General features: G+C 69.5%; 21 protein-coding genes. 11 read left to right on the top strand and 10 right to left on the bottom strand.

Features of this window, described 5'->3' with window-relative positions; translation table 11 throughout:
• Positions 1-19 precede the first annotated feature (19 nt).
• The gene (locus tag HUW46_RS32475; RefSeq protein ID WP_215542574.1) at positions 20-1,411 is read right to left on the bottom strand and encodes an SEFIR domain-containing protein; all 1,392 of its coding nucleotides are present in this window, start codon (positions 1,409-1,411) and stop codon (positions 20-22) included.
• A gap of 203 nt (positions 1,412-1,614) precedes the next feature.
• Between HUW46_RS32475 and HUW46_RS32470 the strand changes: the two genes are divergently transcribed.
• A complete protein-coding gene (locus tag HUW46_RS32470; protein ID WP_215542573.1) occupies positions 1,615-2,808 on the top strand; it encodes a toll/interleukin-1 receptor domain-containing protein in 1,194 nt (397 codons plus the stop codon).
• 11 nt (positions 2,809-2,819) lie between these two features.
• Here HUW46_RS32470 and HUW46_RS32465 read toward each other — a convergent pair whose 3' ends face one another.
• Positions 2,820-3,761 (bottom strand): hypothetical protein, encoded by a 942-nt coding sequence (locus tag HUW46_RS32465; protein WP_254125101.1) that lies wholly within the window; start codon positions 3,759-3,761, stop codon positions 2,820-2,822.
• Between the two features lie 53 nt (positions 3,762-3,814).
• Here HUW46_RS32465 and HUW46_RS32460 point away from each other — a divergent pair, with 53 nt between their 5' ends.
• Both HUW46_RS32460 and HUW46_RS32455 read left to right on the top strand, forming a co-directional pair.
• A complete protein-coding gene (locus HUW46_RS32460; RefSeq protein WP_215542572.1) occupies positions 3,815-4,192 on the top strand; it encodes a hypothetical protein in 378 nt (125 codons plus the stop codon).
• Positions 4,193-4,393: 201 nt separating this feature from the next.
• The gene (locus tag HUW46_RS32455) at positions 4,394-6,667 is read left to right on the top strand and encodes an ATP-binding protein (RefSeq protein WP_215542571.1); all 2,274 of its coding nucleotides are present in this window, start codon (positions 4,394-4,396) and stop codon (positions 6,665-6,667) included.
• On the opposite strand, the gene HUW46_RS32450 is transcribed toward HUW46_RS32455, so the two are convergent.
• On the bottom strand, positions 6,637-7,107 hold the full coding sequence (locus tag HUW46_RS32450; protein WP_215542570.1) for a hypothetical protein: 471 nt from the start codon (positions 7,105-7,107) through the stop codon (positions 6,637-6,639). The genes HUW46_RS32455 and HUW46_RS32450 overlap by 31 nt on opposite strands.
• An 85-nt stretch (positions 7,108-7,192) precedes the next feature.
• Positions 7,193-7,849 carry a maleylpyruvate isomerase N-terminal domain-containing protein gene (locus HUW46_RS32445; RefSeq protein ID WP_215542569.1) on the bottom strand — a complete coding sequence of 219 codons (657 nt, stop codon included), beginning with the start codon at positions 7,847-7,849 and terminating at the stop codon, positions 7,193-7,195.
• Between the two features lie 99 nt (positions 7,850-7,948).
• Here HUW46_RS32445 and HUW46_RS32440 point away from each other — a divergent pair, with 99 nt between their 5' ends.
• The 4 genes from HUW46_RS32440 to HUW46_RS32425 all read left to right on the top strand — a co-directional run bounded on the left by HUW46_RS32440 (position 7,949) and on the right by HUW46_RS32425 (position 12,554).
• Positions 7,949-8,380, top strand: a complete 432-nt coding sequence (locus HUW46_RS32440; RefSeq protein WP_215542568.1) for a VOC family protein — start codon at positions 7,949-7,951, stop codon at positions 8,378-8,380.
• 107 nt (positions 8,381-8,487) lie between these two features.
• Positions 8,488-9,324 carry a S1 family peptidase gene (locus tag HUW46_RS32435; RefSeq protein ID WP_215542567.1) on the top strand — a complete coding sequence of 279 codons (837 nt, stop codon included), beginning with the start codon at positions 8,488-8,490 and terminating at the stop codon, positions 9,322-9,324.
• A gap of 39 nt (positions 9,325-9,363) precedes the next feature.
• A complete protein-coding gene (locus tag HUW46_RS32430) occupies positions 9,364-9,528 on the top strand; it encodes a hypothetical protein (protein ID WP_215542566.1) in 165 nt (54 codons plus the stop codon).
• Positions 9,501-12,554 (top strand): type 2 lanthipeptide synthetase LanM family protein, encoded by a 3,054-nt coding sequence (locus HUW46_RS32425; protein ID WP_215542565.1) that lies wholly within the window; start codon positions 9,501-9,503, stop codon positions 12,552-12,554. The genes HUW46_RS32430 and HUW46_RS32425 overlap by 28 nt, the downstream gene beginning before the upstream one ends.
• Before the next feature lie 6 nt (positions 12,555-12,560).
• On the opposite strand, the gene HUW46_RS32420 is transcribed toward HUW46_RS32425, so the two are convergent.
• A complete protein-coding gene (locus tag HUW46_RS32420) occupies positions 12,561-13,955 on the bottom strand; it encodes a polysaccharide lyase 6 family protein (protein ID WP_215542564.1) in 1,395 nt (464 codons plus the stop codon).
• Between the two features lie 49 nt (positions 13,956-14,004).
• The gene (locus HUW46_RS32415; RefSeq protein WP_215542563.1) at positions 14,005-14,817 is read right to left on the bottom strand and encodes a hypothetical protein; all 813 of its coding nucleotides are present in this window, start codon (positions 14,815-14,817) and stop codon (positions 14,005-14,007) included.
• 622 nt (positions 14,818-15,439) lie between these two features.
• Between HUW46_RS32415 and HUW46_RS32410 the strand changes: the two genes are divergently transcribed.
• Both HUW46_RS32410 and HUW46_RS32405 read left to right on the top strand, forming a co-directional pair.
• A complete protein-coding gene (locus HUW46_RS32410; RefSeq protein ID WP_215542562.1) occupies positions 15,440-15,994 on the top strand; it encodes a hypothetical protein in 555 nt (184 codons plus the stop codon).
• On the top strand, positions 15,991-17,088 hold the full coding sequence (locus HUW46_RS32405) for an MAB_1171c family putative transporter (protein WP_215542561.1): 1,098 nt from the start codon (positions 15,991-15,993) through the stop codon (positions 17,086-17,088). Before HUW46_RS32410 ends, HUW46_RS32405 begins: the two co-directional genes overlap by 4 nt.
• Before the next feature lie 52 nt (positions 17,089-17,140).
• Here HUW46_RS32405 and HUW46_RS32400 read toward each other — a convergent pair whose 3' ends face one another.
• The 3 genes from HUW46_RS32400 to HUW46_RS32390 all read right to left on the bottom strand — a co-directional run bounded on the left by HUW46_RS32400 (position 17,141) and on the right by HUW46_RS32390 (position 19,822).
• Complete coding sequence (locus tag HUW46_RS32400) at positions 17,141-17,683, bottom strand: superoxide dismutase (protein WP_331477161.1); 543 nt, start codon at positions 17,681-17,683, stop codon at positions 17,141-17,143.
• A 242-nt stretch (positions 17,684-17,925) separates the two neighbouring features.
• A complete protein-coding gene (locus tag HUW46_RS32395) occupies positions 17,926-18,597 on the bottom strand; it encodes a helix-turn-helix transcriptional regulator (protein ID WP_215542559.1) in 672 nt (223 codons plus the stop codon).
• 85 nt (positions 18,598-18,682) lie between these two features.
• Complete coding sequence (locus HUW46_RS32390; protein WP_215542558.1) at positions 18,683-19,822, bottom strand: FAD-dependent oxidoreductase; 1,140 nt, start codon at positions 19,820-19,822, stop codon at positions 18,683-18,685.
• Between the two features lie 198 nt (positions 19,823-20,020).
• On the opposite strand from HUW46_RS32390, the gene HUW46_RS32385 reads away from it, so the two are divergent.
• Positions 20,021-21,580: a PstS family phosphate ABC transporter substrate-binding protein gene (locus HUW46_RS32385; protein WP_215542557.1), complete on the top strand. Its 1,560-nt coding sequence runs from the start codon at positions 20,021-20,023 to the stop codon at positions 21,578-21,580.
• Between the two features lie 17 nt (positions 21,581-21,597).
• Positions 21,598-21,948, top strand: a complete 351-nt coding sequence (locus HUW46_RS32380; protein ID WP_215550238.1) for an arsenate reductase family protein — start codon at positions 21,598-21,600, stop codon at positions 21,946-21,948.
• Here the strand turns inward: HUW46_RS32380 and HUW46_RS32375 are convergent.
• The gene (locus HUW46_RS32375) at positions 21,945-22,607 is read right to left on the bottom strand and encodes an SGNH/GDSL hydrolase family protein (RefSeq protein WP_215542556.1); all 663 of its coding nucleotides are present in this window, start codon (positions 22,605-22,607) and stop codon (positions 21,945-21,947) included. The two genes, HUW46_RS32380 and HUW46_RS32375, sit on opposite strands and share 4 nt — an antisense overlap.
• Positions 22,608-22,625 lie beyond the last annotated feature (18 nt).

The raw sequence follows: 22,625 nt of genomic DNA, 5'->3' as shown, positions 1-22,625 counted from the left end.
CCCCTCCTCGGGATGGTTTTCAGCGCGAACTGTCGAAAGCGGCGCCCAGCGCCAAAATGCCGGGGCGCCGGGAGGGTTCGGCGTCGAGCGCGGCATCGATCGCCGCCGTCGCCGCCGGGGGCAGGTCCGGAGCAAGACCGCGGACCGGCACCGGTATCGACGGCGGCGGGTGCCCGGTCGCGAAGTGGTACGCGATCGCGCCGATCTGGTAGGCATCGGTCCACGGGCCGGCCTTCCCGCGGCGGCGCCTCCCCTGTTCCGGAGCCCGGTACAGCTCCGGTCCTTCTCCTGGCTCGTACGAAGTGGTGGCGAGCCCGAGATCGCGGAGCGCCAGCGCGCCGTCGTCGAGCCGGATGATCGCCGCCGGGGCCAGGCACCGGTGCGAGGCGTCCATCCGGTGCAGCGCCGCGAGCTTCCGGCACAGGCCACCGAGTCCGCGCAGGATTGCCCTTGTCCGGAGCGGATCGGCGAGTTCGCCGCGTTCTGGCACGAAGGACGCGAGCGTGTCGCACGGCCCGCGAGTCCGGCCCGACAGCGGCCAGCCGGTCACCAACGTCACCAAGCCGGGCTCCCTGACGAGCGCGGGAGACACGAGAATCCCGAGCCATCGTCCGGCAGGCGACGCGAGCAGTGTCCGTTCGCATGTCAGCGCCGTCGCGGCTTCCTCGGCCATCGGCGTGTCCTGCCGGATCTCGAGCTGCCTCAACCAGACCTGCGGCCGCGGCCCGCCTACCGACAGCGCTCGCGCCCCGCGCAACACCGCGGCACCGTCCGAAGTGGTCGTCTCTTCGTAGGTGCCGGCGTGAACCAGGTAATGGTCGTCTCCGATGACCACTTCGGCGCCAGGGCCGAGGTGCCTGCCGGTGCGAGGCGGGCTTCGCGGCGTCGCGACGAGTACCGGACCGGCTTCGACGTCGGGGGGCCGGAACGCCCCGAGCGGCGGCATCGCGTGCGCAGGCGAGCCGTGGATCGCCCGGAGGAGTCCCTGCACTTCGTCGAGACTGAACGCGCGCACCACGTAATGCGTGGCGGCAAAGGCCGAAAGCACGTGGGGAATGTCCGTGGCGGAGCCGCCGGGGAGCACCACCGGAAGGATCTGGTGCGTCGCGTCCGGCAGGCTCCGGCCGAGCTTGTCGTGCAGCATCGCCGTGTCGAGCATCCCCATCGTCAGCCCGTATCCCGGGGACGCGATGACCACGATGAAATCGGCCTGCTGGAACTGGTCGCTCGCCCACGCGACCCAATCCCGCCTGCCGTCGGCATACCACTGATCCAAATGCGCGTCGACTCCGGCCTCGGTGCGCAAGAACGCGGCGAACTCGCGGACCAGCGACACGTGTTCATCCGATTCTTCGCACGCGTACGAGACGTACACCCGTGGCCGGCTGGCGGCGCTATCCGGATCCGGCACGATCGTCGTCCTTTCGGCGAACGGAAGATGATCAACGAAGGCAAGAACCTTGTCACGGGTCGTATCACGTCCGCAGGGCAATCCATGAAATGTCCTTGTTCTGTCCGGTTTTCGCGCACCACCGCGACAAATGGACAGAGATGAACGTTGCTATCGTTCTCCGCCAGAACGACGCCATTACCGCGAGAACGACGGGGACTCCCATGCCAATCGAAGAACGCCTCGGCACCGGCCCGACGGTTTTCGTCTCCTACACCCACGACGACGAAGACCACCGCCGAGCCGTCCTCAAGTTCGCGACCGTGCTGCAAAACAGCGGAATCGCCGTCACGCTCGACCGGTGGGCGAGCGATCGGCGACGGGATTGGCAGGCGTGGGCGGTAAAGGGCATGACCGAGTGCGATTACGTCATCGTGATCGCCTCGAAGGACTACCGGCGGATGGGCGACGGCAACGGCCCCAACGACCTCAACCTCGGCGGGCAGTCGGAAGCGGCCCTGTTGCGCGATCTCCTGCAGGGGGACCGGCAGGCCTGGACGGTGAAGATCCTGCCGGTGATCCTGCCGGGCCAGGACATCAGCGGGATCCCGCTCTTCCTCCAACCCAACGCCGCCGACCGGTATGCCGTCGACTCGATCACCCCGGAAGGGATCGAGGACCTTCTTCGCGTCATCACCAGCCAACCGCGTCACGTTCGTCCGCCGCTCGGCCCCCCACTCGTCCTACCGCCACAGACGGGTCCGGGTTCGATGCCCGACGCCACGTGGTCGGTGCTGTCCCAAGCCGTGCCGGTGAACTGGCTACCGGAGCTGCTCCCCCGGCAGGGTCCCGCCCAGCCGCCCTTGGTGGAGCTGCACCTGGTGCCGGTCGACCCACCCGTCCGGCTGCGCGTCCGGCAGCTCGAAGCACTTCGCGACGAGCTGCCCTCCGTCGGACGGTCGCGGCGGCTCTTCTCCCCGTCCGAGGGCCTCACCGTCGATTCGTCGCACGACGCGGTTTGGGCGTACGCGTCGAACCGCGACGGCAGTACCGGACTCGCCGTGTACCGGTCCGGGCAGCGAACGTGCTGGTTCCCCGCTACCCCGGCGACGATCGGCTGGCTGCTGGACCGGGACGACCTGATCGACCAGCTCACCGATCACCTCGGTCTGCTGGCGGATCTCGGCTTGTCCCTGCCGGGCAAGATCGCGCCTACGATCGGGATGACACCGACCGACTTCGTCCGCGTCGGCAAGCTGGGCGAAGCCGCCGCGACCTCCGTGTCGGTGCCCATGGCACAACCGCACGAGGTCAGGTTCGACGCCGACGAAGCCGTCGCGGCCGAGGACCTGCGCACTTCCGCTCGAAGCATCGCCCAGGAACTCGCCGCACGCCTCGTCCGCGCGTTGACGGGATGATCGCGCCCGGGTCAGTCCTGCCAGCGGACGCCGTAGGCGAAGCCGGGCGCCAGCTTACGGAAGTCGACGTGGACCTCACCGGATCCGTCCGGTGACAACGATGGCCCCCGCACCGCGTGGTTTCGCGCGTCGTCCTGGAACACGTTGTCCAGCAGCACGATCTCTGCCGGAGTCGGCCGCGCGAACCGGACGTGCAGTTCGAAATGGTCGACGGGGTGCCGCGGAACGCAAACGTAGTGCGGGTACCGCAGTGCGGCCCTGAACCGCAACGCGACCTCATGCCGTTCCCCACGTCGCAGTGGGGACGGCAGTCGCAGCGCGAGACCGACGCGGTCACTGGATTCCATCATCCGCCGGGTCAACGACCCGCCGTGGAACACGTCTACTTGGAGGTCCGCCTCGTCCACCGGCACCCGCGCGTCGGGCGTGGTCAAGGTGAGAGCCAAGTCCAGCTCGTCGATGTCGTCGGCGTCGGCGACCACCCGGCGGAACTCGAACGCCTCCGGTACCGGCTGGTCCAGCGCCAAGGTCACCCGCAGGTCCTCGGTATGCCAGCTGCGGCTGGGGTGAGGAAGGTCCGTCGAGCGCCCGGTGGCGATGGCCAACGCGGCCACCTGCTGGATGCCTTGGTCGATTCGACGGCGAATCGTCCGGTCGTCGCGGTCGAGCTTCTCCGCCAGCCACCGCACCCGGTCTTTGTAGAACAGGCTCCGCGCCTGCTCGTGCAGCCCGAAAGCGGCGAGTACGGCCATGCGCAGATCGTCCGCCAGCGACGTGACAAGGGCTTGCAAACGCTCGGAAACCTTTCCCCGAATCGACTCCGAGTCCTCGTCTTCGTAAATATCGCAGACCACACGCAATGCGGGTCCGACATGATCGCCGAGCTGAGGGGCAGCAATTCCCCGCCCGCGCCGGAGCCGCTTCAGCTCCTCGACCACTTCCAGCGCGCTCACGTTCACCAGTCCTCCCAAGCAGGTTCACGCACGGTGGTCAATCCTGCGTCACCGTGGATCTCGATGTCCAGTCGATCACGCGACACCTCCGCGATCGTTACCCCGCGGTTTCCTTTCCTGCCGATAGTGGAAACGGGAAACTCGTTGTCCTCGCCGCACCGGCGACCGCATTCTTGGTGAGCCGCAACGATTCCGCGGCGAAAACACTGGAAGACCTCGGCGGAGCTCGCCTGCTCGAGCGCTGCCATGGCGCGCTCGCCGAAGGAGCCGAAATGACGGTCACCTGTTCGTTTTCCTTGCTCCTCCGACTGCTTCTCTGGCTGTCGGTATCGGCGCTGCTAGCGGGCGTCCTGCTCGCCGCCGCGCCAACGCCTGCGCCCGAGGTGAAGAGCCGGTCCGTGGTCCGGACGCACGGAGAGGAGGTGCGGTGACATGCAGACCCACGTGCTCGGGCTGATCGTGACCCTGCTGACCCTCGCGTGCGGCTGAGGCAGCGCATGTGGCGAAACCGCACATCACATCGTCGGGGGCCGGCCGAATCCAGTGGTCCGGCCGGCTCCCGGACAACTCCCGACCAGTATCGCGTCGCGTTCAGGACGGTCATACTGGTCATCCGACGACGATGGGGGCTGATGAGCGAACGAGCGACTTTCGGCGCCGAGCTACGGCGCCACCGCGTCGCGGCTGGCCTCAGCTTGACCTGGCTTGCCGAGCGCACGCACTACAGCAAGGGCTACCTGAGCAAGGTCGAGACCGGGCTTGCGACGCCGAACGCGGCGCTGGCCGCCCTCTGTGAAACGGAACTGGGCATACCAGGAGCGCTCATCGGCTTCTTGCCCAGTGGCCCCAAGCGCCGCCGCACGCGGCCGGACACCCGCCCCTCCGGACTTCCCCCTCTCGCCACCGATTTCACCGGTCGGAGCACGGAGTTGCGGCGCGTCCGCGATGCCCTGCGAACCGACAGCGGTCTCTGCGTGGTGTCAGGAATGGGCGGGGTCGGCAAGACCGAGCTCGCGGTCCGGTGCGCGCACCGGCTGGAAGCGGAATTCTCCGACGGCTGCCTCTTCGTGGACCTGCGCGGATACGATCCCGAAGAACCCACCGCGAGCCCCGACGCCGTGCACGATCGGCTGCTGCGAGTGCTCGGCGTCCCGGCCGCGCTGATCCCGGCGGACCCTGACGACCGCACCGCCTTGTACCGGTCTCGGCTGCACGGGCGAAGCATGTTGCTGGTGCTGGACAACGCGGTCAGCGCGGCGCAGGTCCGGCCGCTCCTGCCCGGCGAGCCGAAGTGCCGGGTACTGATCACCAGCAGGTCGAGACTGCCCGCCATCGACGATGCCTGTCACGTCTCGCTCGACGTGCTGCCCGCACCCGCTGCCGTCGAGCTGTTCAGCGCGCTCACCGGGCTCCCGCCGGAGGACGATGTCGCGCGAGTGGTCGAGTGCTGCGGCAGGCTCCCGCTGGCGATCCGGATCGCCGCGGCGCGCCTACGGGCCCATCCTGCCTGGAACCTCGGTGAACTGGACCGGCGGCTCCACGCCGAAGCCACCCGGCTCGACGAGCTCGATGACGGCGAACGCACCCTGTCCGCGGTGTTCCGGCTCTCCGTACGGCAACTCACCACCGCCGAATCCCAGCTCTTCAGACTGCTCGCCCTGCATCCCGGCGACGATTTCGACGTCCACACCGCGAGTGCGGTGAGCGGGCTCAGCCTGCGTGAAACCGACCGGGCGTTGGAACGGCTCCATGACACGTACCTGCTCGTGCAACCGGACGTGGCGCGCTATCGGTTCCACGACCTGCTGCGAACATTCGCTCGCGAGGACCTGCTCAACGGTTCGGCGGAACAGGATCGCACAAGAGCCTTCCGCAGGCTCGCCGGCTACGCGGTGCGAAACACCGCCAACGCCGATCGCCTGCTCACGCCACAGCGGTTCCAGCCCGCCATCGAATTCGAACCCGACCTCCCGGAGCGGGTCAGGCTGGACGACGACGAAATGGCCCTCACCTGGTTCCAGGCCGAGTGGCCGAACCTGGTGGCGTTGTGCCGCGCCGCCAACAAACGCGGCGAACACGACCGGTGCTGGCAGTTGGCATACTTCCTGCGCGGCTTCTTCTTCACCAGCAAGCTGTGGGACGCGTGGATCGCAACCAACCGGTGGGCACGGGAATCCGCCGCCGCGCTCGACAACCGGTGGGCACTCGCCACGGTGACAGCCAATCTCGGGGTCGCCATGGTCGACCAAGGGAAGCTCGACGAAGCCACCGTTTACTACCGCGAAGCGCTCGGCCTGTACCGCGATCTCGGCGACGGTCATGGTGAGAGCACTATGCTCGCGCACCGCGCCTGGGTAGCCCACTACCGGGGCCACCACGACGATGCGCTGCACGATCTGCGTCTCGCACGTGTCTGCTACGAACGAACCGGCAACCGCCGCAACGCAGCCATCACCAATCGCGGCATCGCCTTGGTCATGACCGCGCTCGGTCAGGCTGTCGAAGCCGCCACCGTCGCCATCGACATCCTGCCGATCTTCGACGAACTCGGGCTCCCGCTCGACGCCGCCATGACGCAGAACTGCCTGGGCTGGGCGTGGTTCCACACAGAACGCGACGATCTTGCGACCGCCGCCTACCAGGATGCCGTCACCCGAGCCGTGTCCTGCGGAAGCGACTACGAAACAGCCCGCGCCTACACCGGCCTCGGCAACCTCGCGGCCGCACGAGGTGAACGCGAGGTAGCGGCGGAATTCTGGGCGCGCGCCGACGAAGCCCACCCCGGCCTGGATCCAGTCATCGTCGGGGAAAACCGCGCGCGACGTTCGCTCGCCGGAGCCACACCGCAGTCCGGTGGATCCGGTAGTTCCCCGGCTCAGGAAACGCGGACCTGGACGGTGGAGTAGTTGTCGGCCGGGTTCTCGGTGGGGTCGCGGTAGAACCCGAGCGTGCCGAACTCGACCCCGGCGGAAACGGGTGCGGCGGCAGACAGGTCGACCTCGGCGGGGACGACGACGGCGCCAGGGTCCAGTTTGCCGTCGGTGTCGCAGACCAGCGACGGCCAGTCGTCGATGTGGCAGGTCCACCCCGGCGCCGGGCGCGCGGTGGCGGTGAGGCCCTTCGGGATCGGGGCGGTGATCGAGCTGCCGACCTTGGGCACGTTCCCGATGTTGGAGTAGGTGAGCTTGACGGTGCCCGGTTTGCCCGCCGGAACCTCCACTGTGGACGGTGCGGCGGTCAGCTTCACGTCGGCGCGGCGTTCCGCGGCCGCCGCCGTGCCCACCGTCGCCGTGCAGACGCCGCCCAGCAGGAGCGTGCCGAGCAGGACCGAACCGATTCGCCGCATGCTTCTTCCTCCACCCTGTCGTGACGACACCCCCGACGAGTGCCATTCTCCTTGTCCACGCACGACTCCCCGTGCGCGTTGCCGATCACCCGAGAACGAGCGGGAGTTTCGCCGCCAGGCCACCGAGATCCGCCCGTTCCGCGTCCGTCGGGGCGCGTCTTCCGGTGCCGACCAGCAGCACGTCTTCGTCCGAAAAGGATTCCGGGAACGCGGCACCGGCGATCTTCTCCACCATCTCGCGCGTCTTGGCCAGCCCCTCGGCGGGAGGACCCGCCGCCCCGGGAAGGTCCGCGACCAGGTCGAGGTGGTGCAGCGTCCATTCCAGAACGTAGGCGGCGAGGTAGTCGCCTGCGGTGAGAACCTGGTCCTGCGTGCTGACGCGGAGCCCGGGGTCCGCGAGATCGGCGGCCCGTCCCGCGGCGGAGCCGACGTCGTCGAGGTGAAACTTCAGCAGCCCCGGATCCTCGTACGCGGCGGCCAGCCGGACGATCAGCGCGTCGAGCGGATCGTCACCGGTCGGCGGCTCTTCGGCGACGGCCCAGTAGGTGATCGCGTCACGGGTCGGCTCGGTCTCGGCCGGGGTCACGAGGGTGATCAGCACGTCCTGCGCGTCGATGACCAGGTGGCACACCAGGTCCCGCACGAGCCAGCCCGCGCACCCGGACGGCCGTGCGAAGTCCTCGTCCCGGAGATCGGCGACCGCCGCGCGCAACGCCGCCCACGAGCGCGAGAAGAGATCCATACCGGCAACGTAGTGCGGTCCGGGAAGGACGCACAAGCCACCGAGGTGGCGGCCGTCCTAGGCTGGGCGCGCCATCGCCGACTACCGACCGGAGGCCCGATGACGACCGAAACCCCCGCGGACCGCCGCAGCTTCTACCACGTGTGCTTCGCCGTGCCCGATCTGCGCGCCGCGATGGACGAACTCGCGGAGCTGGCCGGTCTCAGCTGGGGAGAACCGGTGCACAGCGAACTCGGCGACTGGCCGTATTCGCTGGTGTTCTCCCGCGAGTTCCCGCACATCGAGCTGATCAGCGGCGGCGAAGGATCCCCGTGGTACGCCGAACGGCCCGGTTTCCACCACCTCGGCTGGTGGACCGACTGCCTCGACGCGCTGCCGCAGAGCTGGGACGCGGCCGGCGCGCTCCCCTGCTTCGACGGCCGCGACCACGGCCGCCGCTTCCTCTACGCCGACGCTCCCGCCTCCGGCGCACGGCTGGAAGCGGTCGACGCCAAGCAGCGCAACGACTTCCTGCGGCGCTGGGCCGGGTAGGAGCACACGGTCTAGTACATTTTGCGGATTTTCGCCCCGGACGAGGGCTCCGGCTGGCAGGATGATCGCGTCGGAACACCTTCACCTGGGGGAAGGAAAACCCGGAAGTGAAAACACGTACCTGGTGGCGCGGCGCGGCCGTCGCCGCCGCCTTCCTGAGCAGCGCCGCGGTCGCGGCGCCCGCGCAGGCGATCATCAACGGAACCGTCGCGACCGAGGACTACTCGTTCGTCACCTCGATCCAGCGCGAATACAAGGGCGACCCGACCACGCAGTGGTGCGGTGGTGCCCTCGTCGCGCCGACCTTGGTGGTGACCGCGGCGCACTGCGTTACCAAGGCGGGCACGAACGGCGCGCCCTACACGCCGGTCGATCCCGGCATCTACCAGGTGCGGGTCGGCTCCAACGACCGCACCACCGGCGGGGAAACGGCGAAGGTCGCCGGGTTCGAGATCATCCCCGGCTACGTCAACAGCGCGGACCGCAACGACGGCAAGGACATCGCGCTGGTGCGGCTCGACCACGCGGTGTCGAAGCAGCCGATCCCGCTCGCGGGGATCACTCCCGCACCGGGTAACGCCGTCCGGCTGATTGGCTGGGGCTACACCGATATCAAGCAGAACAACCCGACCCAGCTGCCCAAGCAGCTGCACCGGCTCGACTTGCCCGTGGTGCTCCCGTCGACGAAGCAGTGCGTGCAGGACCCCGCCACAGGCAGCGACGCCTACGGCATCCGGAAGGGCGACTTCTGCGCCGAGTCCCGCGACCACGTGTCGGGCTCCTGCGGCGGTGACTCCGGTTCGCCCGTCCTCCAGCTCGTCTACGGCCGGTTCGAGCTGGCCGGGGTGCAGAGCCGGGCGCCCGGCGACATCTGCGGCCAGACCCCGGACATCAACACCAGCGCCCCCGCCTACCGGGACTGGATCACCAGCGTCACCGGCTGACCCTCGAAGATCCGTCATCGAAACCAAGGAGAAAACCGAATGCTGACCGAAATCGCCGACCCGATCGGCAGAATCGAACTCACCGACCTCGATCTGGGAGAGACCGCGAGCACGGCCGACGTCGCGCACGTGACCATGGCTTGTACCGGCTCCCAATGCCAGGAGACCACGATGCAGTGCCACTCCGCCGGAGGGTTCTGCTGACTCCGAACTGGTCACCGGCGCTGTCCCTGCTCGAACGCAGGGCGGCGCCGGTGACCGCCGGTGACGACGCCCGCGAGCGCGGTAGGCGCAGGCTCGCCGCGTGGCGGCGGGACAAGCTCGTCACCGGCGGCGTCGAAGTCGACCTCGACCTCTGGGAAGAGGACGAATACCTGGTGCTGCTAGGCGAATCCCCCGACCAGCTCAGCGCCCGGCTTCCCGAGCAACCACCATGGCTGACCGTGCTCGTCGAAGCATGGGCCCACCCGGAACCGGCCGTTGTGGACGGTGTGCTCGCGCTCGCCGCACCGCTGCTCGGCCATTTCGAACGCCAGCTCCGGCGGGATGTCGCCTGGCTGTCGCCAGACCATCCTCTGTTCGTCCGCGACGCCAAGCAGTTGACCACCATGGTCACCCCGACGCTGGTGCGAGAGATGCACGCGGCACGGGACCGCCTTACCGGGGAGACCCCGGAAGCCCGCTTTTCGTCCTTCGTGGACCTGTTGCGGGACAAGGAAACCTCGCTCGAAATCCTCTCGCGCCACCCCGTGCTCGCCAGGGAGCTGGTGGCCGAGCTGGGTTCGTGGGCGACCGTCCGCGCCGAGTTCGCCGCACGGCTGCGAGACGACCTGCCGTCGATCGCGCCCGGCCTGACCGCGAATGACGTGACGGCGGTCGACTTCGGCGCTGGGGACACCCACCGCGGCGGCCGGAGCGTCGCCGTGGTGACGTTCGACGACGGACGGCGAATCGTCTACAAACCACGGGGATTGGCCACGGAACGGCACTTCTCCGCCTTCTTGGCCTGGGCGAACGACCGAGGGCTCCGCCATCCACTTCGCCACCTCCAGGTCTTCGATCGCGGCAAGTACGGCTGGACGGAGTTCGCCGAGGCCGCGAGCTGCACCACCGAAGCCGAGGTCGCCCGGTTCTTCTGGCGTCAGGGAGCGCAGCTCGCGCTCCTGCACGCGCTCCGCGCGCAGGACATGCACGCGGAGAACCTGATCGCCGCCGGTGAGCACCCGGTGTTCGTGGACCTCGAGTCGGTCTTCGTGCCGCCGATCCGGCCGCACGCCACCGAAACCGTGCTCCGCGTCGGCCTGCTCCCGAACCGGACGGTCAAGGAGGATGCCGGCAACGTCCGCGCGGTGGACATGAGCGGGATGACCGGCGCGCAGGGCACGCCGACGCCGATGCCGTTGCCGCACTGGGTCGACGCGGGCACCGACCGGATGCGGCGCGAACGCGACCACTTGACGATGCCAGCCGCCGACAACCACGCGACGCTCAAATCGTCCACAGTAGACCCGTGGCATCATCGGGCCGAGTTGCTCGACGGGTTCACCGACGCCTACCGGCTGCTCGCAAGGAACCGGGCCGAGTTACTCGCCGACAACGGCCCCATCGCGGCGTTTTCGGGTGCCGAGGCGCGGCCGATCCTGCGCTCGACGATGATCTACGGCCGGATCCTGCTGGAGTCATGGCACCCGGACGTACTCGGCGACGCGCTCGACCGATCGTGCCTGTTCGAGCTGCTCGCCAAGGGGCACCAGGCGGTCGAGGGTCGCGAGGAGCTGATCGCCAGCGAGATCCGGCAGCTCACCGACCGGGACATCCCCGCGTTCACCATCACCGTCGGCTCGCGCGACCTGCGCGACGAAACCGGCGTGCTGGTACCGGACTTCTACCCCGTGTCCGGGCTCGACGCGGTCCGCGAAGGACTCTCCGAGCTCGGCGAAGCCGATCTGACCAGGCAGCGCTGGTGCATCGAAGCATCGCTCGCCGCGCTGGCCGGTGACGGCGTCGCACCCGGTACGCCGGTAGTGCCACGCCCGCTCGCGTCTCCGATCGACGTGCCCACCGCGGTCGAGGCGGCCACCCTGATCGGCGACCGGCTGCTCGACACCGCGCTTCACGACGACGGCGAGCCGGGGTGGCTCACGTTGCGTCTTGCCGCCGAACAGCACTGGGTGCTCGCGCCAACCGAACTCGACCTGTACGACGGTAACGCGGGTATCGCCCTGTTCCTGGCCTGGCTCAGCGAATTGAGTGGGCGGAACCGGTACCGCGAGACCGCCGAAGCGATCGCCGCGAGGATTGCGGATGCCACAGACCGCCTGGCGGACCAGCCCGTCGGGATGTTCGCGGAACTCGGCGGCGCCGTCTACACGCTGGCCACGCTCGGTTCGCTCTGGCACTCGGACGCGCTGCTCGACGCCGCCGCGGACCTCGTTCCGCCACTGACCGCGAAGCTCGCCGAGGACACCGCACTGGATGTCATGTCCGGCACCGCGGGTGCCGCACTCGCGGTCGCCGCGCTGCACGCGATCCGGCCGGACGAGCGCACGGAACGCGCACTGCTGACGGCGGGCACCGTCCTGCTCGACCGGGCCGAACCGCACCCGGACGGACTCACCGTGCCGACGATGGGCACCCGCGTGCCGATACTCGGCTATTCCCACGGCGCGTCCGGTGTCGTGCTGGCGCTGACCAGGATCGCGCTGGCCACCGGGCAGGACCGGTTCGCCGAAGCGGCCGCCGCCGTGCTCCGTTACGAACACGCCCAGTTCGACCACGTGGCACGCGGCTGGCCGGACCGCCGCGAAAGCACGCCGGACGACGCCTTCATGAACGCGTGGTGCCACGGCGCCGCCGGAATCGGGATCGCCCGCGCCGAACTGCTCGGCGATCCCGCGGTCGCGGTGGATCTGGACCGGGCGGTGGACGCCGCGCGGCGCGACCTCCTCGACGAGACCGGCACCTCGGTCATCGGGTTCACGCATGACTCGCTGTGCCACGGAACGCTCGGGCTGGTGGAGACCATGCTGAGCGATCCCGCCAGTGCTGAAACCGCGAAACGGGTCGCGGGCACCGTCGCGAATTCGGTGCTGGCCGGGGAAACCCGGTGCGACACCCCGTACAGCACGTGGGTACCGGGACTGATGACCGGTGCCGCCGGGATCGGCTACGGCCTGCTGCGCGCCGCCGCCCCCGACCGGGTGCCGAACGTGCTGGCGGCGCGCAGCTGAGCACCGCTACGGCGCGTCGGGGCCGACGTCGGCCGGGGTCAGCGGCCTCGCCGGCGCCGCCTTGGCGTACTGGTCGGCGCCGACGTCCTTGGTGCCGGGCCGGGTCTGCTGGTCGATGTCGAGTGCGACCTTCGGGAACGAGCCGGTCGCCGCGCCGATGACCGGGCTGGTCGCGGTCGGCCGCGGCAACCCGTGCGCGTCGGGCACCAGCTTCGGGTCGATCGTGCGGTACGCGTCCGACGGCAGGCTTCCCGCGGGTGCGCCGAACAGGATGTTGCCGGTGAAATGGGACCCCTCACCCGCACCCTTCGCCGCGTCCTTTCCCTTGCCCAGCAGGATGTTGTCGGCGAGCGTGCCGTCCGACGGCGGGAACGGCTTCCCGTCGTTGAACCAGACGATTTTGTCGGTACCGGAAAGCGTGTTGAAGGCGACCAGGCAGTGGTCGGCCGCTTCGTGGTTCGTGCCGCTGGTGGTGTCGTCGCGGACCTCGCCGCCGCCGAACTCGATCGGGGTGCCCGCGGTGTCCTTGACGATGTTGTTGACGATGACGTGGTCGTTGCCGAAGAACCGGATCCCGGTGGTGCCGCCGGTGAGGATGTTCCCCTCGACGACCGAATTCCACCCGTGCCGCAACGAGATCGTGCCGTGGCTGTCGGTGATCGTGTTGTACCGCACCACGTTCTTCGTCGACTTGATCGAGATCGCTTCGGAGTCCCCGTCCGCCTTGTCGAACAGGTTGTGCTCGATCAGCCCGTCCGCGACGGCGTGCTGCCTGCCGGACAGGCCGAAGCGGATGGACTCGCCGCCGTTGGTGCCGTGGAACTGGTGGTTGAAGAAGTAGTTGTGGTGCACGTGCACCCGTTTCGCCATGTCCTTCGCCCCCGGCCCGACGACCTGCAGGTAGACGCCCGCCTCCGTGCGGTTCTCGAACCTGTTGTGGTCGACCTCGGTGTCGTCGGCCTTCACCGTCAGGTCGGCCTTTCCTGGATTTCCCTTGAACACGTTGCGCGTGACCCGGTCACCCAGCGCGTCGCCCGGCACGGTCAGCCCGGCGTCGTTGTCGAACACGAACCCCCGCACCACGACGTGGGACGCGCCGGTCAGGTCCAGCCCGCCCGCCCCGGTGAACCGGGCCGTTCCCGTCTCCGCGGCGATCGTGATGGGCGCCTGGGCGGTGCCCGAGCGGCCCACCCTGATCGGGCCCGCGTCGTAGACACCGGCCGCCACCTGGACACGGTCACCCGGCCTGGCCTGCGCCAGCGCCTCGGCCAGCTGGCTCGACGACGACACGGCGAGCGTGCGCGGCGCCGTCACGCCCGCCGACGCGGACTGCACGCCGCACACGGCGAACAGCCCGGCCGCGGCCACTACGCCGAGCCTCCTCGGCACGGTTCGGGTCATGTCTGCTCCTCCGGATCGGGGCGGCGGCCTGAAAATCCACAGTGGACGGTCAGGTACGGGTGGCTTTGAAGGCGCGGAAGAGCAGGTAGGTGTCGACGATGTCGGACCGCGCGCTCTCGACCGAGCGGTAGATACCCCACTTCGGGCGGACGTAGTCGCCCTGGCCCGGCATCTTCACGCCGGTGCGCCTGCCTTGCGCGGCGATCGGCGCGGCCGGTCCCGTGCCGTCGCGGATGACGCACGCCGCGACCCCCGCGGCGCCCGGGGTCAGCGTCCATTCGACGGTGATCCACTTGTCCCGCAACGGGGCGAGCGCGGTCGAGGCGATGGACGGCGAGCCGGGGTTCGCGTAGGCGCGTGCGCGGATCATCTCGGTGCCGCCGTCGCGCGTCAGGTCGAGGGTCACCCACGGGCCCCCGTTGGTCGACGGCGTCTTGGTCTGGAACAAGTGCGTGAACTTGCTGGTGCCGTGCAGGGTCGACGGCAGGTACGTCTCGTAGGAGATCGTCCACGTCTCGCCGTCGCGCATCTTCAGCGCGGTGCCGTTCTGCACCATGCCCTTGACCTCGGTGCGCTGGCGGTCGCCGCCGCCGGTGGTGTCGCGGTCGTCGGCCCAGATGGCGAACCGGTAGTGGTCGCCTTCGGGATAGGCGTACCTGCGGTCCGGGTGGTGGTGGCCGCGGTCGGCTTCGACGCCTTCGAAGGCCTTCATCCCGTCCGTCGCCGGGTCGGGGTGCCAGAGCGGGGCCGCGTCGGCCGTGGCGAGCGGGCTGAGCGCGACGGGAACGGCGAGCGCGGAAACGGCCAGCGTGCGCAGGGCCGTGCGCCGGGTGAGTTCGCTGTGCGACGGGTTCGTCCTCATCGGTGTGTCCTTCCTGACGGCAGTTCGACAGGGGGCACATCGGTCGGCGGAGTCCCGCCGGGCCACGCGCCCCGGAAGGAACATCCGATGTCTTCCCGGAGCTAAAAATATGAGTAGCGCTGTGTACTGTCAACGCTGCGCGGAGTTCCACCTTGACGGGAAGGGATCGTGTGCCATTCATCGGAGCACCTGCCCCGGAGAAGCGACTGCCGATGCCCCCACTGTGACGTTCGGGGCACTGGATTCCCCGAACGTCACAGTGATGCCGGGTGCGCGGCGGGGCGATCGGCGGCGGAGCCTGTCGTTGGTCCCCGAAGGCCACCCTCGGGGCGCCTAGCGCCGCACATCCACCCCTCGCACACTCGACCACCACGACACGCCTGCCCCGAAAGTGACCTTCGGGGCACTGGATTCCCCGAATGCCACCTTCGGGGCGCGCGAACGCCCGCTACGGCTCGCGCGCCTCGGCGCCGGAAAAGTTCCGGGCGCGCCCAAGATCCGGATCGGCGGGCTGGCGAACGAGTGAAGGTGGGGTCGGGGGTGAACGGCCCCCGTTCAGGTCGCTACCGTTTAAGGGATGCTTCGAAGGACGGGGCCACTCACACCGACGGCGGGGTGACTGGTGCAGGAACGCAAGCTGCGGCGCCGCTGCAGGCGGCTGCTGAACGAACTCGGCATCCGCCCGCCGCTCGACGTCCTCGAACTGTGCCGCAAGGTCGGGGAGCAGCGCGGCCGCCCGATCCGGCTGATCGCGCACCGGATCCCGGTGCCGGGCCCGTTCGGCGCCTGGATCGCCACCGGCAAGGCCGACTACATCGTGTACCAGCAGGACACGAGCAAGGCCCACCAGTGCCACATCATCCTGCACGAGCTGGGGCACATGCTGGCCGGGCACGTGGCCACCGCGGAGGACGACGGCCTGGTCACGGAGCTGGCCCCGAGCGCGCCCCCGCCGGGCCACCCGCGCGAGCAGTACCCGGACCTGGAACCGGAATCGGTCCGGCACGCGCTGCGGCGCACCTCCTACGACACCGACCACGAGCGGGAAGCGGAGACGGTGGCGACGATCATCCTGGAATGGGCGTCCGTGCTGGACCGGGTCACCCCGGAGTCCTCGAACGAGGCCACCGCGCGGCGGATCGAGACCGCGCTGGGCGAACGGCTGGGCTGGTTGTGAACTCCAACGTCGCGCTGACGGTGCTCCAGGGCGTGATCCTCTACCCCGCCCTGCTGTGGAAGATCTACCAGCTCACCCGCGCGCCGAAGGACGTGGCGCGCTGGATGGTCACCGCGTGCCTCGCCTGCTTCGCGGCCGCGTACCCGTTCGGCTTCCTCGCCGGGAACGTGAACCAGCCGAACCCCGGCCCGATCGTGCCGCTGCTGTTCCAGCACTTCTTCCTGTGCGGGCTGGTCTACACCCTGGCCTGCTTCTTCCTGTTCTCGGCGCTCCCGGTCGCCGAAGCGCGGCGGCGCGCCCTGCTGGAGGCGATCCCGTTCGCCGTCGCGATGCTGGTGATGGTGCTCGTGGCGGTGTTCATGCCGGACGTCCCGCCCGCGCGGTACCCCCTCGCCGGGGTCTTGACGTTCTACCTCGCCGCCGACCTCTACCTCACCTACGGCATCGCGAGCGCGTACTTCTTCACGCGGCGCTACGCGCGCGGCGCCGGGCCCCGGCTGGCACGTGGCCTGCGGGTGGCTTCCGTCGGGTTCGCCATCTCCGCGGTCGGCGGGTCGACGCTGGTCGCGGTGGTCCTCGTGCACTGGACCGGCGCGGCCATCCCGTGGCTGCTCGTGCAGGGCACCGTGTTCCTGGTGTTCCCCGGGGCGCTGCTGCTGGTCATCGGCCTGTCCTACCCCGGTGTCGCGACCAGGCTCGCCGCGGGCCGCGTGTGGCGGCAGCACCTGCGGACCTACCACCGGCTCGGTCCACTGTGGACCGCGCTGCACGAGGCCTTCCCGGAGGACGCGCTGAGCCGCGCGCCGCTCAACCCGTGGCGGGACGCGCTGAGCCTGCGCGGCGTGCACCGCAGGTACTACCGGCGGGCGATCGAATGCCGGGACGGGCTGGTCCGGCTCAGCCCGTACCTCGCGCACCTCGGCGACGACGGCGACCTGGCGGAACGGCTCGGCGAAGCGTTGCGCTCGCACGCGCGAGGGGAAACGGTGGCACCGGAGGCGATGCCCGTCGCGATGCCCGATGGCGACAGCCTCGACGACGACGTCCGCGAACTGGTCACCCTCTCCGACTCGCTGCGGGCCGTACCGGCTTGAGACGGGACCGCGGCGTGGTCGCCGCGGTCCCGCGCTGTTTCCGAAGCACTCGTCAGAAGCCCACGTTTATGCAGGCGAGCCGCGCTCCGGCCATTCCGGCGTGGCCGGGCTCGGTGTGGGTGTGCGTTTCGTGGATGACGACCGACTGGGCGTGCCGCTCCCCGTCGAATCCCCAGTCCACTGTGGACTCCGCGTAGCCGGTGCCGTCGTGGTCGGTGGTGAAGTCGAGCCAGATCTCGTTGTCCGGGTTGGCGTACTTCGGGTCGACCGAGGGCTGCACGGGGTCCTGGACGTGCTGGTGGTGCGGGCCGGAGTCGGCCGCCTTCTCACCGCAGGGCTTGGAATGCGCGTGAGAACCGTACTCGCGGTCGGGGAGCAGGCCCTTGACGTACAGCCTGGTCTTGGTCCGGTGCGCGTTCGTGTACCCGGAAACGACGACCTTCGAACCGACGGGGGCGAGCTTGGGGTCGTGGGTGATGGCGTTCGCGCCCGGCGTGTAGAGCGCGAACGTGCCGCGAGCGTAGATGTGGTGACCGTGCCCGTGCCCGGCGGATCGCGCCGGGGCCGCGACGGCGACACCTGTCGTAGCGGTCAACAACAAGGCGGATAGAACAGCGGGGAGGAATCGCATGTCACCTCTTTAGCAGCAGCGACCGGCCGCGCTACCGCCATCACTCGATCGGATGCGGCGATACGGCGGGGGCGAGCCCGGCTCTTACTCCATCCGAAGGATCCGCCCTGCCGAGCGTCCATTGAGGACTGACCGTCCTGCGCGAGATCCGTGCCGGGTCGCCGCGGTGCTGCCGCGCCGGGCTGAGCTGAGGCCGCTTTCGCAAGCTAGATCACGCCGGCCCGCACGGCGAAGGCGACCGCGTGGGCCCGGGTGGTGAAGTGGTAGCGGCGCATGAGGCCGTGGAGCACGTTCTTCACGGTGCTCTCCGAGTAGGTCAGCCTGATGGCGATCTCCTCGGTGCCGTGCCCGTCGGCCAGCAACCGCAGCACTTCCCGCTCGCGCACGGACAGCCCCAGCAGCGTCAGGCCGTGGGGTTCGAGCACATCGCGCCGCATGCGGTCGAGCCGCTCCAGGAGATCGCCCTGCAGCCGCGGCGGCAGCTGGGCCACGCCCCTGCTGACCGCGACGACGGCCTGCGCCAGGTCCTCCCCGGTCATCGTGCGCCGCGGCAGCAACGCGGACATCCCGCATTCGATCGCCGTCATCAGCACTTCGCTCCGGAAGTGGTCGGTGACGATGACGCACCGCGGCGGGTGGTCGAGCCGCGACGCGTCGCGGATCTCGCGCAGGAGCGCGAAGGTGCCGTCGTCGACGGAGTCTTCGACGACCACGATCACCTCGGCGGAGGCGGATTCGCCGCCGCCGAGCAGTCTCAGCCGCGCGTCGGCGTCCAAGATGCTCGCCGCACCGAGCCCGGTCAACGGATCCGACGCGTGCACCGCGACCGTCACCACCGCCGCGCCGACCTCGTTCGCCAGTACCTGTCCCAGCGTCATGTCCCCTGCCTCCGCGGGTTCTGTGCCACCCTGTCGCTCCCTCTTGTCCGCGGCAGGCCCGGCGTCCCCGTCGACCGGAACCGGATCACGAAGGTTGCTGCTGGAACCCGGTGATCAGGTCGCTCAGTTCCTGGGGCAGGGTGCCGCCGAAGACCTCCTCGACGAACTCGGCGCCGTCGGTGGGCGTGGCGTTGCGGGTGGACATCGCGTCCTCGAACTCGGTGAGAGCCGCTTCGACGTCGCCGAGGTGCGCGGCGAGAGCGGCGCCGAGTTCCGCGCCGTCGAGCATCGCGTTGTTGGCGCCTTCACCGTCCGGGGCCGCGAGGTGGGCGGCGTCGCCGATGAGGGTCACCCCCGGCCGCCGGTCCCACCGGTGCCCGGTCGGCAGGGCGAAGATCGGGCGCGGAACGGGTGCGGTGTCGGCGTCGGTGATCAGCGCGGTGAGCTCCGGTGCCCAGCCGTCGAACTCGCCCGCGATCCGGGCGGTGGCCACGACGGGGTCCGTGAAGTCGATCGCGGCGAACCACTCCTGGGACCTGGTCAGGATCACGTAGGTGTGCAGGGTCCCGCCGCGCTCCCGATGGGCGTTGATCGCCCGGTCCTGCTCCGCCGCGATCAGGGTCCCGCCGCCGACGGTCTTCGCGGCGACCGGGTGGCGCTCGTCGGCGTCGTGCAGCCAGGTCTCGACGAACGTGTCCCCGGTGTACGCCGGTACGGCACCGGACAGTAGCGGCCGGACGCGGGACCAGGCGCCGTCGGCGCCGACCAGCAGGCTCGTTTCGGTCGTGGTGCCGTCGGTGAAGCCCACCTCGTGACGGCCATCGCCGAGGTCGCGGACGCCGTCGACCTTGCGGCCCCACTCGACGGTGCCGGGCGGGAGCGAGTCGAGCAGCAGCTGGCGCAGCTCGCCGCGCTGCACCTCGGGACGGCCGCCGGTGCCGTCGTCGGCCTTCTCGAACACGACGGTCCCGTCCTTGCCGACGAACCGCATCGCTTGGCGGCCCTCCAGGACCAGTTCCCGGAACTCGTCCATCAGATCCGCCGCTTCGACGGCGCGTTGGCCGTTGTAGTCGTGGATGTCGAGCATGCCGCCCTGAGCGCGCGCGGCCGGGGAAGGTTCGGCTTCGTGGACGGTGGCGCGGATGCCGTGGAGGTGCAGGACCCTGGCCAGGGTGAGGCCGGCGAGACCGGCGCCGATGATCGTGACATGAGTTGACTGAGGCATGCCCCCGAGACTGGTGCCGCGCGCTGGCAGGGCGCGCACACCCGCCTGGTACCGACCTGGCACGCGGTGTCAGCGCGGGTGCGCGGACAACGGCCGGTGAACAGCAGGCGAAAAGCCCGCCGGAACGCGGTGTGACGTCCCGCGCGCTCACTACGGTGGTTCGGTCCTTTGCGTGCTCCCCCGATACCGGAGGCGGTCGTGGCCGACTTTCCCTGGGAACTGGTCCTGGCGCTGGTCGGCGCGCTCGTCCCGATCGTCGCGTTCCTGTGGGAGTTCGCCTTCGTCGGCCGCAAGCAGCTCGGCTACCGGATCCAGATGAACGCGACGGCGACCGACGTCGGCAGGGAGCACGCGGGCGCGTGGCAGCAGCTGCAACTGGAGAACGACGACGAAACACCGCTGCAGAACCCGTCGTTCGTCCTGCTGCGCATAGAAAACACCGGCACGACGAACATCGACACCCACGACTACGCCAGCCCCAACGAATCCAAAGTCGGGATCAGGTTCAAGTTCCCGGGACGCACCGTGGCCGGACTGGTGGTGGCCGATCTCCACAAGACGCTTTCGACCGCACACTTCAGTCCCGATTCGGGGTTGAACACGCGAAACGTCGAGAGTCCGGGACAGACCGAAGGTGTCATCGAGCTGCCGAGGGTCCCGTTGAACCCCGGCCAGCACTACAAGGTGCTGGCCGTTCTCGAAAGCCCCGACGGCGGCGAACTCGCCCACCCCACGGTCGACGGCAGCATCAAGACCGGTCTCGGGAGCGGGGAGATCAAGAAGACCGAGAGCTTCACCGGCATACCACGGTGGATCGTCGCGCTGATCGTCGCGCTCGTGGCCATCGCCTCCGCCGAACCCTTCGTCCTCGATCAGTTCAGCGACAAACCAGCGCCGCTGGACTGCGCGACGGGTCGGCTCACGGTCACCGGCTCGACGGCCTTCGAACCCATCGTGCGGGAGGCCATGGCCGCCTACGCGAAATCCTGCCAGGGAAGCGGTTTCCAGGCCGAGATGACCGGCAGCACCAACGGCCTCGAGCAGCTGAACAACAGCAGGAGCCCGGACGTGGTGGCGTTTTCCGACGGGCTGAAGACCGAGGTGAAGGGGCAGAAGCTCCCCGAGCTGATCCAGCGCCCGGTCGCGCTCCAGCTCTTCACCCTGGTGGCCAACAAGAACACCGGTGTCGAGGACCTCACCCTGGCTCAGGTCAAAGACGTCTTCGGCGGACGGGTCGGCGCGTGGAAGGACATCGGGGCGAAGAACGACCTGCCGGTCCGCCTCGTCGACCGGGAATCCTCGTCCGGCACCAGGGCCACCCTGGAACAACGCGTCCTCGGGTTCAGCGAGCCCGGCGAGAACTCCACCGACTGCGAGCAGCCGAAGACCGACCTGCGCGGCCAGGTCACCCGCTGCCGCCAAGGGGACACGACCGCGGTGCTGAACGCCGTCGCGAACACACCCGGCTCGATCGGGTACGTCGAACTCGGCGCCGCCACGGACCGCCAGAAGACGAAGCAGGACGTCGTCAAGGTGCGCATCGACGGCCAGCAGTCCACTTTGGACACGACGGACCGCGGGATGTTCCCCTTCTGGCAGACCGAATACGCCTACACCTTCAGCGAGCCCAAGTCCGACTCCCTCGCCGCCAGCTTCCTGCGCTACCTGACCAACCAGGTCGGCATGGACATCATCCGCTCCCACGGCCACCGCCCGTGCGCCGATCTGCAGAACCCGGTGCGGTGCCGCCCATCGTGACCACCGATGATGGTGGCATGGAGATCTGGCACAACCCGCGCTGCTCCAAGTCGCGGGCCGCGAAGAAGGCGCTCGACGACTCCGGCGCGGAGTACACCGAGCGCCGCTACCTCGACGCCCCGCCGACCGCGGCCGAGCTCACCGAGGTCCTCGGCAAGCTCGGCGCGGAGCCGTGGGACATCACGCGCACCGCCGAACCCGTCGCGAAGGAGCTCGGCCTCGCGGACCTGCCGCGCGACGCCGCGAACCGCGAACGCTGGATCGGGCTGCTGGCGGACAACCCGGTGCTGATCCAGCGGCCGATCCTGGTCGACGGGCAGACCGCCGTGGTCGGCAGGGACGAGGAAGCGCTCCGCCGGATCGTCTAATCCACCAAGTGCAACCAGGCTGCGGCGAGCGCGGCGTCCCCGGCCGGTGTCGGATGCACGCCGTCCGCCGCCCAGTACTCCGGCCCGGTCTTCGCGGCGAGCCCGGCGAACATGCCGTCGGCGGCGAGCAGGTGCGCGCCGTATTTGGCGGCGAGTTCGCGCACGACCTGGATCTTCGGGTCCAGGTCCGCGCGCCACTCCTTCCTGACTTTTTCGCCGAGGTGCGCGTCGCCGACTTCGACGCTGCCGCGGATCGGGAGCAGGAACGGCTCGATGAGGATCAGCTCGGCGCCGGTCTCGGCCAGCGGGGCGAGCAGGCGGTCGTACCCGGCCGCGTACTCCGCCGCTCCGATCACGCGGCCGTCCGGGTCGTACGAGTGCCAGCCGACGTCGTTGATGCCGACGAGGATCGACACCACGTCCGGGCGCGCGTCGAGCACGTCCGCCTGCCAGCGGGCTTCGAGATCCGACACCTTGTTGTCCGCGATCGCCGTGTTCAGCCAGGTGATGGTGCGTTCCGGGTGCCGGAACCCCCATTCGCCCGCGACGCGCAGCGGGTAACCGGACCCGAGCCCCTCCTCGCTGGCGAGCCGCCCGCGGTCGGTGATCGAATCGCCGGTGAACAGCACGGTGCTCCCGTCGCGCAGGGTGATTGTCATCAGGTACTCCTCGAATTC

Origin of the sequence: Amycolatopsis sp. CA-230715 (assembly GCF_018736145.1) — a bacterium.
In the GTDB taxonomy this organism is placed as follows: domain Bacteria; phylum Actinomycetota; class Actinomycetes; order Mycobacteriales; family Pseudonocardiaceae; genus Amycolatopsis.
The sequence above is the reverse complement of the archived record's forward strand: the minus strand, read 5'-3'. Positions and strand labels throughout refer to the sequence as shown.